Annotated in this window: 15 protein-coding genes; 4 read left to right on the top strand and 11 right to left on the bottom strand. The window is 35.2% G+C overall.

Annotated features, from left to right (window positions below; genetic code table 11):
- Positions 1-367 precede the first annotated feature (367 nt).
- Both V7122_RS14085 and V7122_RS14080 read left to right on the top strand, forming a co-directional pair.
- Positions 368-1780: a vWA domain-containing protein gene (locus tag V7122_RS14085; protein WP_335527266.1), complete on the top strand. Its 1413-nt coding sequence runs from the start codon at positions 368-370 to the stop codon at positions 1778-1780.
- Positions 1781-1912: 132 nt separating this feature from the next.
- The gene (locus tag V7122_RS14080; RefSeq protein WP_335527263.1) at positions 1913-2440 is read left to right on the top strand and encodes an ECF transporter S component; all 528 of its coding nucleotides are present in this window, start codon (positions 1913-1915) and stop codon (positions 2438-2440) included.
- A gap of 157 nt (positions 2441-2597) precedes the next feature.
- On the opposite strand, the gene V7122_RS14075 is transcribed toward V7122_RS14080, so the two are convergent.
- Positions 2598-4544, bottom strand: a complete 1947-nt coding sequence (locus V7122_RS14075) for a choice-of-anchor I family protein (RefSeq protein ID WP_335527261.1) — start codon at positions 4542-4544, stop codon at positions 2598-2600.
- Positions 4545-4810: 266 nt separating this feature from the next.
- Between V7122_RS14075 and V7122_RS14070 the strand changes: the two genes are divergently transcribed.
- Positions 4811-5422, top strand: a complete 612-nt coding sequence (locus V7122_RS14070; RefSeq protein WP_335490727.1) for a DUF502 domain-containing protein — start codon at positions 4811-4813, stop codon at positions 5420-5422.
- A gap of 93 nt (positions 5423-5515) precedes the next feature.
- Here V7122_RS14070 and V7122_RS14065 read toward each other — a convergent pair whose 3' ends face one another.
- The 4 genes from V7122_RS14065 to V7122_RS14055 form a co-directional block, all read right to left on the bottom strand.
- The gene (locus tag V7122_RS14065) at positions 5516-5926 is read right to left on the bottom strand and encodes a hypothetical protein (protein ID WP_335527259.1); all 411 of its coding nucleotides are present in this window, start codon (positions 5924-5926) and stop codon (positions 5516-5518) included.
- A gap of 521 nt (positions 5927-6447) precedes the next feature.
- On the bottom strand, positions 6448-6531 hold the full coding sequence (locus tag V7122_RS25775) for a putative holin-like toxin (RefSeq protein ID WP_410489377.1): 84 nt from the start codon (positions 6529-6531) through the stop codon (positions 6448-6450).
- Positions 6532-6658: 127 nt separating this feature from the next.
- Positions 6659-6838, bottom strand: coding sequence for a hypothetical protein (locus V7122_RS14060; RefSeq protein ID WP_335527257.1), 180 nt, complete (start codon positions 6836-6838; stop codon positions 6659-6661).
- A gap of 205 nt (positions 6839-7043) precedes the next feature.
- On the bottom strand, positions 7044-7484 hold the full coding sequence (locus V7122_RS14055) for a cell wall hydrolase (protein WP_335347359.1): 441 nt from the start codon (positions 7482-7484) through the stop codon (positions 7044-7046).
- A 222-nt stretch (positions 7485-7706) separates the two neighbouring features.
- On the opposite strand from V7122_RS14055, the gene V7122_RS14050 reads away from it, so the two are divergent.
- Positions 7707-8975, top strand: a complete 1269-nt coding sequence (locus tag V7122_RS14050) for a mechanosensitive ion channel family protein (protein ID WP_335527254.1) — start codon at positions 7707-7709, stop codon at positions 8973-8975.
- 246 nt (positions 8976-9221) lie between these two features.
- Here the strand turns inward: V7122_RS14050 and V7122_RS14045 are convergent, their stop codons facing one another.
- The 6 genes from V7122_RS14045 to V7122_RS14020 all read right to left on the bottom strand — a co-directional run bounded on the left by V7122_RS14045 (position 9222) and on the right by V7122_RS14020 (position 12980).
- Positions 9222-9665, bottom strand: coding sequence for an SRPBCC family protein (locus tag V7122_RS14045; protein WP_335527253.1), 444 nt, complete (start codon positions 9663-9665; stop codon positions 9222-9224).
- A gap of 262 nt (positions 9666-9927) precedes the next feature.
- Complete coding sequence (locus tag V7122_RS14040; RefSeq protein WP_335527267.1) at positions 9928-10584, bottom strand: HAD family hydrolase; 657 nt, start codon at positions 10582-10584, stop codon at positions 9928-9930.
- Positions 10585-10722: 138 nt separating this feature from the next.
- Positions 10723-11160, bottom strand: coding sequence for a GNAT family N-acetyltransferase (locus V7122_RS14035; RefSeq protein WP_335527251.1), 438 nt, complete (start codon positions 11158-11160; stop codon positions 10723-10725).
- A gap of 208 nt (positions 11161-11368) precedes the next feature.
- Positions 11369-11854 (bottom strand): DinB family protein, encoded by a 486-nt coding sequence (locus V7122_RS14030; RefSeq protein WP_335347363.1) that lies wholly within the window; start codon positions 11852-11854, stop codon positions 11369-11371.
- Between the two features lie 319 nt (positions 11855-12173).
- A complete protein-coding gene (locus tag V7122_RS14025) occupies positions 12174-12479 on the bottom strand; it encodes a hypothetical protein (RefSeq protein WP_335347804.1) in 306 nt (101 codons plus the stop codon).
- 99 nt (positions 12480-12578) lie between these two features.
- A complete protein-coding gene (locus V7122_RS14020; protein WP_335527249.1) occupies positions 12579-12980 on the bottom strand; it encodes a hypothetical protein in 402 nt (133 codons plus the stop codon).
- Positions 12981-13091 lie beyond the last annotated feature (111 nt).

The raw sequence follows: 13091 nt of genomic DNA, 5'->3' as shown, positions 1-13091 counted from the left end.
AAAACACTTACCATGAAGAAATCTCATTTAAATCTTGACATTAATCATCCGGCGTCTGAATATCTTCTATTTTTATTCATCTACTGCAATTAAATCACATTGTCTCTCCTACTATATTAAGAGCTTTTTCATACACGTTTGAGAAGAAGCTTTACATTTTACAAACGGTACGCCTCCAATATTTTTAAAGATATCCTTTTCTCTTATTAAAATAAAATTCTTACTTCATTGAGTAGAACTTTTACGCTAGAACTTTCTTTCCTAAAATGGTAAATACTTCATAATCACTTATTTTCTATGATATACTCTATATTTAGTTGTTTATTAATATACATAATATAGAGTGTCGGAAAAAAGGAGGAATTTTGTGAAACGATATGCCTTATTATTGCTGATCCTTATTCCAATGATCCTTTCCTCATGCAGCAATGACAAGGAGATAGAAACATCTAATGCACCAGAAAAGGAAAAGCAACAGCAGGAACAAAAGCAGGAAGATATTATAACCGAATCATTGAATATTAATTTAGAAGTTTCAGAAGAAAGTTTACTAGTCCTGCCACACGGTAAAATCATGGGTGATCTGTCATATGAAAATGATATTGAGGACATCGGTTTCGATACACCTAAAATGGAGCCAGCTCTTATAGACAAGCTGACACCTGAGCTTGAAAAATTAATGAATGAAACTACAGATATTGAAGAAATCAAGAAAGGCCTTGTTGCTCTCCTGGCCAGTCCTCACTATAAAGAGGTCATCGAAAAAGCGAATGCCTACGAACCGCAGTTTGAGGAACCCTATTTGCCAGATCCAACAAAATCCGAAGGCAGTGAAGAGAAAATGTCATCAGAAAAGACTATAATTCTTCTCGATGCCAGCTCAAGTATGCTGCTTTTATCTGATGGAAAAGTAAAAATGGATATTGCCAAAGATGCTGTGAAGAGCTTTGCTCAGACAATTGGGCAAACGAGTGAAGTCTCACTTATCGTCTATGGCCATAAAGGTTCGGAATCAGCGGCTGATAAGGAAATATCCTGCACAAAAGTCGAAGAAGTCTATCCGATGGGGAAATATGCAAAAGAAGAATTCCATCAAGCAGTCGATTCTTTTGAAAGCAAAGGCTGGACTCCCCTTGCAGATGCCATCCAAAAAGCCGCAGAAATGAGCAGCAGCTTTGAAGGTGCAACGACCATTTACATTGTCAGCGATGGTGCTGAAACATGTGACGGGGATCCCGTTCAGGCAAGTAAGGACCTTGTTCAAAAAAACAGCAAAAATACCGTGAACATTATCGGCTTTGATGTAGACAGCAAATCCGAAAACCAATTAAAGGCTGTTGCCGAAGCTGGCAATGGTGAATACTTTAAAGCGGACAATCCAGAAGAATTAAAAAATACGATTCAATATGAGTGGCTGCCTTCTACACTAGATCTTGCTTTTGCCTTTACCATGGCTCCAGACGGATGGGAAATGGTCGCAGAGTATAAAAAAGGCGAAGAATATCCCCTTCAATTATGGAATATCGGTAGGCGTGAGTCCCACCGAATACTTGATGCAATTAAGATCATGGCAGAATATGAGTGGATTACGTATGAGCAAGAAACAGAACTAAGAGACTGGGGGTATGAACGAAGTCAAAATATGAAAGACCTATACTACGCCATCTATAAGACAAATCGAGAAAAAGCAGATACGAAAAGCCAAGAAATCAGACAAAGGGTCGATGAATGGGTCGAAAAAATGAAGGCATTGAAGAAAGAGCGCGGAGATACTTGGTAATACAAAAAGCCGGTCCATGTTTTAATGGAACCGGCTTTTTAGTATAAATCTATTAAATATAGAATTTTGAATTTACTAAATAACAGATTAGGAGTATGATAATATAAGAAAAAAAAAGAAAGAGGCAATCCTATGAATTCAACAGTTTTACAGACAGAAGCAACAAAGACAAAAACCTTAGTCATATATGCACTTTTCATCGCATTAACTCTAGTATCTACAATGTTCATCAATATCAGGCTCCCCATTATGGGTAATGGTGGCCTAATCCATATGGGCAATGTGCCTCTATTTATAGCAGCTTTAGTTTACGGCAAAAAAACAGGAGCCATTGCAGGCGCCTTTGGCATGGGTTTCTTCGACATTCTCTCTGGTTGGGGAGCATGGGCACCGTTTACATTCATCATCGTAGGGACAATGGGCTTTTTAGCCGGTCTTATTTCCGAAAAGGTACCCGGCAAAAGAGTAGTTGTCAACACACTGGCAGTTGCCATTGCACTCATTATTAAAATCGTAGGCTACTATTTCGCCGAAGTAATCCTTTACGGTAACTGGATTCTGCCATTTGGCTCCATTCCAGGAAATGTGATGCAGGTTGTCTTAGCAGGAATCATAGTAGTGCCAATTGCAGGACGCTTAAAAAGAGCTTTAAAGATTTAAGTTTGGTGCATTACTCTAAATAATCCCGGCTTTAGCAATTGTATACGGTATTCAGTAAAAATTTTAGAATAAACCCTTGCAATCGCAAGGGTTTTCTTTATGGTTCTTTTCACTAATTGAAAAAGAATATCTCTTCCTTCTAGTTGGAATCTAACAACTATTTTAGTAGCTCCAATTTATGTTTAGATGGAGTTTGGTAGGATACATACCATTCCATTTTTGTCACATAATGTCCTCCGCCAACTGAATATTGGCCGCCGAATTTGTCGTCATAGCTGTATACGCGGTATTTTTCACCGGGATTTAGGACTCTTACGAACTGGAGACCTTCATCTGTTCTTTTCCATAGATTGATTGGCTTTTCGATCATCACTCGACCGATTTGACCTTTTTTCATTAATAAGCCATCCCAATAGACTAGTGGTGTTTCCTTGGCAGGCACGTCCACTTCAGGCGCAGCCGGTTTCATCTTCATGTCTTTTCCACCAAATTCATAAATCGCAACCGTACCGGATACTTCATGAGTCGCAGCTAAAAGGGCATGTCCTGTAGGACTCTTATCAGCTGAAATAAAGCGTAAACCTTCAGGTGATACATCCCCTTTAATATCCTCGCTATAATCCCTACTTGAAATAAATGTAACGAATTTAAGCTTCGATGGATTTTCAAGATCATACACCATAATTCCGCTCACTCGCTCCAATGCGATAAATGCATACGATTTACCATTAATTTCTCCACTAACAACAGTTTCTGGTTCTGGTCCTTTTGCAGAACTCCGTTTGTCATACGCAATTTCTTCGTTATCAGTGTTAAAGAACTCAGGGAGTGCTTCAGAAGTGATTTTCTCAAAGTCACTTCCGCTATCATAAACAAGCTCCATTGTTTCAGCGTCAAAGATTGAGAAACTGCGTCCACCGTACGAATAAAGCGCTTCATACGAACCATCCGCTGCCATCCCTTCTTCAAGGGTAATTTTTGTTTTCTTCATCTCATCGAATAATCCATCTGCCACTTTTTGATCAAGCTCTTCTTGTGTGAAACCTTTATAATGATCTGCATTCAATTTAATCTTGTCTGCGATATCACCGATTTCTGCCTCTTCGGAATACGCTTCGTAATCTCGGGCGTCTCCTTCATTTGGTGTCAAAATATATGTTTTCCCGCCGACTGTAAATGTATCAATGGCATCTGGCATGTACAAGCCTAGAAGTGGAAGGCGTTCAAGTTTTGTTTCACCGTTTCGCTTCCCATCGAGTTCGTTTTCAGGAAGAGAGTGATCTTTTACACCAAGTCCTTTCACATGAAGGATTTTTTCTGCAGCAAGATCAACAGTCGCGATTGCATTGTTTTCTTGCATCGATACATACGCTACTTTACTATCTTTAGAAACCGCTACATACTCAGGTTCCAATTGTTGAAGAGCTGTCCCTTTAGATTTTAATCGGACTTTTTCATCAATTTCTACATCTTTAAACGAAAGTGAATTTGCTGTAAATTCACTTGGCTCTTTCGTGACGTCGATGATTGAAATCGTCCCTTCCGGATCAACGGCATAATCATCACTTGGCTCTCCTTCATTGGCAACGATCGCTTTCGTTCCGTCTGGTGTAAATGTCACCATGTCAGGCAACGAACCCACTTGCACTTTCGATATGTATGCTCCCTCTTTTGATAGAAAAACAATATAGCCAGGGTCTGTCTTCGGATTGCTAACAACGGAAACAGCGACTAAATCTTTTGTTGGATGTGATGCAATACTCGTAATATCTGCTACGTTTTCAATTTGAAAGTCCTTTAATAATACCCGCTTGATTGATTCTACTTTTGTAAATTCACCTGATGTTAGTTGTTCAAATGAAAGAATATCAATTCCAGAAGCGGCTCCATTTGTGACAAAAGCACGCTTTAGTGTCTCATCGTAAGCCATAATTTCAGTACCACCAATGCCTTCAGTACTGTCATATTGACCAATTTGGGTAACCTTCAAACCATCCTCTTTATATTGAAAAAAAGTTGATTGTTCTGCGAATACATTGTACGGCTGACTTGCCCCCAAGAGAATACCTGCTGCTGTAATTCCTGCAACTATTTTGTTTTTCATTTTGATCTGTTCCCCCCAAAAAAATGCTAACTCATAAAAACAATTCTAGTTATCTAGTATTAAGAATATATGAATCTATTGTAATGTTTTTGTATTTTTGAGTAGTTTCAGATGGAAGAATCGGGAAAGATTAAAATCTTAATAGAGTCTTTCCTTCATACCTATAAATTATTAATCAGACTAACCAACTTCCAATATCACTTGAATCGCTTCAACCATTATGTAAAAATAAATTCAAATGCCTCATTACCATAAGGAGAGAAAAAATGAAACGGATTTTTCATAATTTTGTTAAGGGGATCATAACGGGTGTTCCGATTATTTTAGTCGTTTATGCCGTTTATCAATTATTTATGTTTTTAGATGGATTGTTAGGAAATTATTTAAAGCCTTATTTTAAAGAAGATTATGTTCCGGGGATTGGTTTGTTTTTCACCTTAGTCTTCATCACGATTCTAGGCTGGTTATCAAACAAAGTATTCACTGGGACGTTAATCCGAATGATTGACAGATTACTAGAAAAAATTCCGCTCATAAAAACGCTCTATTCCATTAGTAAAGATACCATTCACTCATTCCTTGGCGAGAAAAAATCATTTTCAAAAGTGGCATTGGTCACCATTCCAGGTACAGAAATGAAAACCATTGGGTTTATCACAACCGAGGATGTAGAAAGTTTTTATCATCCATTAAAGGACTATGTAGCTGTCTATATCCAACAAACCTTTCAAATTGCTGGACTAACGGTTTTAATTCCGAAAGATCAAGTTGAAATCATCGATGTAAAGCCTGAAGACGCAATGAAATTTGTCGTTTCAGGTGGAATGACAATAACAAAAGAGGAACAATCGGCTATTCGAGGGACTTCATTTGAATAGAAACATATCGGAAATAATTGGATGTTTCATTATGATAAATAAGAAAAGAAGATGTAGGATTGGTCCCTCACAAGAGTGAGGGATTTTTATACTTTAAGCAACTTTAATTGCTTTTCCAAATGGCACCCTTGGGAGAAACGTGCCTGGGACTAGCCAGAATAACTCATAATTCACTACTTTGATTTCATCGGTAATAAAACCAGTAACATCCGTGATATAAAATAAAGTATCCACTTGATTTTCCTCTGCCCATTCAAGAACTAATGTATAGGAAGATTTCCCATGTGAATAGTACTTAATAGAATCACTTTTCACAGGTCCAATACTTCTAATTTTAAAATCCGCTTGAATTAATAAAGCATCTGGTTTCACATGCTGAAATAATTTAACTATGTTGTTTATCAAATCCTTTGGTGCCTCATTTGTAGATGTATCGACAGCTATAGCCATTTTTTTGTCATGGCGCTGCTGCAGCATGGACAGAAGCATTTTATGCCATTTCATAATGATCCAACTCCCCATCGTAAAATCGCAAAGTTCGCCCTAGCATTGACAGGCTTCTACAGAAGGTTGAACTCCTGCTGAAGCCAGTTAAAATGTAAGACCCATCTTATTTTGGATGATTACTTGGAGAGTTATGATTGAAATGTTGAGGTAAAAAAATGCAGTTTTTTATGATATTTGATCAAAAGAGGAAACATGTTCCATTATTATAAAATTACCCTTTAACCAAATAAAATTCTTGTTCGATGCATCTTCTGTAATGACAATCCTGCGAGTTAAATCCTCGGTTTGCCATACAATTTCTCTTACACCTCGGAATCTGAGTTACATGAAACTAATTCAACTATAAAGAAATTGAACTTTCATAACACTTTCAGTTATAATATGATTAAGTACCACATAAATTAAAAAAAGACCGAACATGCTGGTAACATGTCCGGTCCAGCAATAGGCGGTTCCCACAAAGGGATCGGCTATTAATGGGGAATAATCCACCTGAGCCGTGCTAACTCAAGGGTGGATTATTTTTTATGGTTAAATGACAGAATGGCTACGATCAAACTTGCAAAAGCAATCGTAAACATTAATGCTTCAAATACTGTCATTCAGCATCACCCCCTTTCTGTTCGGGAGTGTGCCGACCACCCTTGAGAAACCTATTCTATTGCTTCTTTAGTTTATCATAATTTCAGTCAAATAAGAACACTTGTTTCCGCCATGTCATAAACATCTTTATCTAATTAACAAAAAATTCTTATTCAGTTCATCTTCTGTAATGACAATTCTGCGAGTTAAATCCTCGGTTCGCAATACAAATTCTTTTACCCCGATAAATTCAGATTCAGCCACAACGTAAAATTTTGTCCCTTTTTTGTAGCCTTTAAATTCATTTTTTAACCTATAGTTCTTCATCACTATCCCCTGTGAGCAACTTTATACAAGCATATAAAAAATACTCTAATTCCCCGTTTGAGTCAATTAAATCCATTTTAAATCCTGTATAACATAAAGTACTTTTCAAATAATAATAATAATGTTAGTCACTTTAAGGAATTTGCCCTAAAAAAAAATTTATAATTTTAAAGGATAAAAAGACGTATTTCGGTTTTCAAACTTATCATCCGCTATAAACACTTGCACATGTTCCAGCTGCTGGTTCATAAAAACAATGTTCTTTAAATTGACCAGAAAAGGGTTGATCATACCATGTAGGAGGACAAGGACCATATGGATTAAAGTACCAAAGAGCATATTTCGCTGGGTGATCTCTCCAAGATTCCAAATTCTGTCTTGCTAATCTTCTTTCGGATTCTCTTGCCCTTTGATAAAATACATTGCCTTTTTGGACAGCTTCAAACGAGTAATTTCCTCCTTGTACATGAAAAATGACTTGTTTAACTGTTCTCAAATCTTTAAAGTCAGTACATTCTGCAACAACACGGTTAACAATGACATTTCCAACATAGAGCATTCCTTGTTTTCCTTCGCCTTCAGCTTCTGCTCTCATCATCCTGGCCATTAAATCAACATCTGCAGTCCGGTAAGCTACTCTCGCCATTTTTCCACCCCCAAAATATAGTATGTATCAAAGATTACATTCATGTCGTTTTAAATAATAAGCCTTCGTATTAAAGCTTAGAGTTATTAAATAAAAATAATTTTTGTAAGTTGCAAAAATTGTTAAAAACTCATCCTAAGTAAAGCTTATTATACTCTGATATAATGAGTAAAAGTTCCATAAGTAGAAGCTGAGATTTTATACATATAACGGAGGAAATAAATGAAATTCATTAGAAAATTTGTTCTAACATTTGATTTGGATCCTGCAACAGCTGAATATTTATCTATATTTCTTAATATCCTATTTATTGCTATTATCTGTATGACTGCGAATTTTATCACCAAAAAGGTTGTAATCAGAATTATCACTCATATCGTAATGAATAACAAATACCAGTGGGATAATATGCTTTTGGATCGGAAGGTTTTTCATAAGTTATCTCATATTGTTCCAGCAATCATTATTTATTACTTTTCATTCACCTTTCCTACTCAAGAAATTTTGATTAAAAAAAGTGCAATTGCTTATTTGATTATCTCTGGATTATGGGTCGTAAATAGCTTATTAAATGCCATCAACGATATTTATCAAACGTATGAAATATCGAAGGTGAAGCCGATTAAAGGGTATATTCAAGTGACGAAGATTATTGTTATCACCCTTGGGATCATCTTAGTAATTGCGAACATGATGGGGGAAAGCCCCTTTATTCTTCTAAGTGGAATTGGCGCCTTATCTGCTGTATTGATGCTCGTTTTTAAAGATTCCTTATTAGGACTAGTAGCGGGGGTACAGTTGACGGCCAATGATATGGTTCGGGTTGGGGACTGGATTGAAATGCCTAAATATGGGGCAGATGGAGATATTATTGATATCTCGTTAAACACAGTAAAGGTCCAAAATTTTGATAAAACGATTACAATGGTTCCAAGCTATGCCTTGATATCCGATTCTTTTAAGAACTGGAGAGGCATGCAATCCTCAGGAGGTCGACGAATCAAACGTGCCTTATTTGTCGATACAAACAGTATTTCATTTTGTACAGAAGAAATGATTGATAAATATAAAACCATTCACTATCTTTCAGATTATATCATTAACCGGGAGCGAGAAATTGCAGAGTTCAATTCCTTGCACGATATCAATCGGAGCAACCCGGTGAACGGGAGAGCTCTTACGAATATCGGTGTATTCAGGGCTTATATCACCAATTATCTCCAAAATCATCCAGGAATTAATCGAGAGATGACGTTAATCGTAAGACAGCTGGCCCCTACCGAAAATGGGCTGCCGCTAGAAATTTACGCATTTACAAATGATGTCAGATGGGCAGTGTACGAAACGGTTCAAGCTGATATCTTTGACCACCTGTTTGCCATAGCACAGGAGTTTGGACTTCGACTTTTCCAAAATCCTTCTGGGCAGGATTTTAAGGGGATTGTTAATGACTCTAAAGGAGAGTTTTTGGTTAGGGAATTGGAACATTAAATGATTTTGGCCTGTCTCATGCTTCTTTTAAAGGTAAAACCTATACCGAATATGGGGACAGGCATTTGTTTGAACACTAATGTTGTTCATTATTCCTAGTTCTTTTAATTATATAAGAGTTTATTTTTACCATAATACCTCCTTACTATACTTCGAATCCATTTGATGATTAAGAGTTGGATTATTACCACAATCATCTTATGTACATTACTTTTTGAAGACTACATATACCAATAACTTAAAGAATTATAAATCCTGTTTATATACAATTCCATACTCTAAGTATATCTTTAAAAGTGTTAAGGCTTCTCCCCAACCCACTGCACATCCAATACAGGCTTTTAAGTCTTTTTCAGAATTTGTATAGCCCGTCTCATTAAGAACTACTAATGTTCCCTCTTTATAAGGCTCAAGTTTAAAAGTTACTGTTGAATTTTGTTCTCCTGGTGACCATTGAAAAACAAATCTTTTGTTAGGAGTTGCCTCAAGTATCTTCCCCCCGTCTTCAATATTTACATTTTCACTACCAAAATTTGCCCATCTCAATCGTATCTCACCAGTGCCATCTGGGTTTATCTCCAACGTTGTGTCATCTGTGAACCAAGCATTCCAACCTTGGGATGTTGAAACTGTTTTATACACTTCTTCTAAAGGTACTTTAATGTAGGTTTTATGGTATATATCTGGCATTTCAATATCCTCCATATCCCTTAATTTTACTTTATTTTATAACCTCTACTATTCTTTTTCTATTTCAACAATCCTATTACACTAGAATTAGAAAAAAGAGTATCGCAGCGATCCTTCTTGAACTCAAGGTACACGTTAGGCCAACAACGAACTCTTTTCAATATTATTAAGTTCGATCTTTTTTTCTTCATTTCAAGAATCATTACTATTGTTTTTCTCATTAAAAAATATTTTGCAATAAAACAACTTCTGATTATGTATTTTATGTAAAACAACTTAATAATCTATCAAAAGTATTGATCTCTGCATATGGTTTTATTTCGGTATCATTCTTGATCATATGAGGATTGAACCATATACCCTTAATATTTGCATTTTGACAACCACCAATATCCTTTTCAATGTCATCTCCAACCAAAAATGCGGCTTCCGGTTCCACATTAAGCTTATTTAATGCTAATTCAAATATGCGTTTATCAGGTTTACTAAATCCCACTTCTTCAGAAATAATTATTATATCAAAACAACTATTTAAATTAGTGTTAATGATTTTTGCTTTTTGTCTCTGAGTTGAGCCGTTTGTTATAATCGCAACCTTAGCTTGTATCTTTATAGCATTTACGATATTTATAGTATTTTGGTTTATAGAAAAACACTGAGGAAAATTATTATTCCAAAAATCTTGAATGTAATTGCGTGGCAATCGATATTTTGGTGGAAATTCATTAAAAAATGATTCTAAAACTTTTGTTTTATCACTATAGCCATAGTTTCTCTTATCATATTCTTTGAACTTCTTCAACATTTCGTTTTTAACTGAATGTTTAACATCCTCATAACACTTTTCTAAAATAATTAAAAACATTTTATCTACTGCTTCATCCCTATTAAGTAAGGTATCATCTAGATCAAACAGCATTGCTTTATAACCTCTCAAATATCTTCACAACCTGTCTCACATTATATAAATAATCCCTAATTCGCACCTTCAAACTTTTGGTTTACCGAAAAATGCCTTCTCCAACTATCGCACTCCGTTAGTGAGATAATTAGTTTCTTATAACTGCAAACTCATAGTAACTGTCCTTATGCCAAATCCAAATTTTTCATACAGTTTAATTGCTTGATTCCCTGCAAATGCACTTAGACGGATTTCTGAGTATCCATCTTTTTTTAGATGGTCAATACCTGCTTTCATTAACTGTTTGGAAATGCCATTTCCTCTAAATTCTTTTAAAACAAATAGTTCGTAAATAAATCCATTTATCATATCAGTAAATTGGTCCTTGCTTGGTCCTAAAAGTATCCACCCCATTAATTTATCTTCTTCTGATGCTATTAAATAATAGCTTCCCTTTTCCAAAAGTGGGTTAACAAGCTGGTTAATTTTTTCTTTCGTAGGTTCTACTCCACCCAATGTGCCATCAAAAACAGCTTGAGGAGAAAGTGTTAATACTTTTTTTAGTTCAAAATCATATGGTTTTCTAATATCCATAATTGAATCAGTCCCTTTACAACTATTATTCGGTTTCCTATATTATTCCAATTCTTTAAATACCATGATTTAGTACAATAACTTCGACAAATAAACGTTAACCCCTTCTTGGATCAACGTACCCTATAATATAAGTACATCAATTCAAAATCTTTTCCGCAACGCCCGATTGTTGAAGAGATTCTAAAATAAAGGATTGAAAATAAGATTACCTATTACTACGATACCAGCTTTCTTGCAACTTCCGTATATAAACGATTTGACCAATATGATAGGCGTTATGCGTAATAGAATTTCCAAGTAACTCATACCATTTCACTGGTAAACTGAATCCATTTACATCACTTTCGAGTTGTTCTTCGGTTAGTAGACCTTGCCATTGTAACAGCACCACTTCTAGTCGCTCTCTTAATTCATTAAACTTTTTATTTTCTGGAATAACAAAGCTTTTATCATTATCTTCAATAGGCTGAACTGCTTTAACATCAGATTGTTGGAATCTTATTTGCCATGTTTCATTCCAGTAAATTAGATGCTGTACAATTTCAGCGATACTATGACTATCTTCAGTAGGCTTCCAAACTGCTTCTTCCTCTGATAAGTTTTTAACTGCTTCAGTAAATGGAAGATACCAGCTCGGGTCATTAGCATTTGCTAAAAACTGATCTAATAAAAGAACCTTAACATATTGCATGCTTTACACCTCTATTAAAATAAATGTTCAAAGAGACCCTATTCGTCAAACTTTTACTCCAGCTATTACTAAGTTCTATTATTCTTATTAAACTTCCTTTTCTTTTCTGCAATTTCAGTTAATCTTGCACTAGAGTGCTCCTTTTAGTCTAAGTACTTTATTTCACTAGTTTTACATTTATTATAGGGATACACTACTTAACCCGAACTAATTTATTCTTAAAGATTTAGTACATCTTATTAGTTGTTATGTTCCACATTATGCAAAAGAAGCGCAGATCCACACTTTGGAAATGCCCCCATTTCTGAAAGATAGCCAATTATGAATAATTGTTTTCTTTATTGCAATAAATTACAAAAGCAAAAAATCCAAATAAATAGCCTATTCCAGCTCCTAAACTAACTGTAAATACTGTTGGAATCTGGAAAAATATGCCCAAAATTACACCGATAGCACAACCAAAAAGCATTCCGATTGGTATTAAGCTATCTAATAAATTTTGAGCCCCTTTTGATTTTTTCTTACCTAGGTTGCCTTGGTTATATCTATGTTTCAGACTTTCAATTACATATACGACAATCCCTCCTACTATTACAATAGGTGCAATTGCCAATATAACAACCATGTTAGAACCTCCTTTCGCTTTTTAATCTGATCAATCTGCTACTAAAATTTTTATTCCGTTAAATGGCCCGATTTTTGAAGATCGTAATATGAATAACGTCTATTCTTTTGTAAAGCTATTAATAATAAAGAATCCAACTATTATAGTACCAAAACTAAATGCTGTTTTTGTGTAGGCAAGAATATCGGGAATCGGATACGAAAAGGGGAAAAACCAATAAAACGATAAATAAATCATTGGTAAAGCTACAAGTACAATCTTATAGTAATTAATTCTCCATCGACCCGTTTTATTAAATTCCTTTAAGATATTGGGGATTCCAAGATATATGCCAATTGGGAAATACATCAAACTAATAAGGATTTGCCAAGGATACATTCTATACGTCTCATTAATCATTTTAATAAAATGTGAATTTATGTTGCTGATAATTACTAATAATAAAATAAAGCCAACCGAATATGCTAAGTAGCCTAAAGCCCTTTTATAATTTAATATCAATTTAATTCCCCCTTCCATTATATATTAACTGAATTTTTTGATAATCAATATACCTATTGAGCTAACCTGCTCTATTTAGGGAAAAACTCGAACAGGATAGATTGGCGCATG

Origin of the sequence: Bacillus sp. JJ1532 (assembly GCF_036965085.1) — a bacterium.
In the GTDB taxonomy this organism is placed as follows: Bacteria; Bacillota; Bacilli; order Bacillales; family Cytobacillaceae; genus Cytobacillus.
The sequence above is the reverse complement of the archived record's forward strand: the minus strand, read 5'-3'. Positions and strand labels throughout refer to the sequence as shown.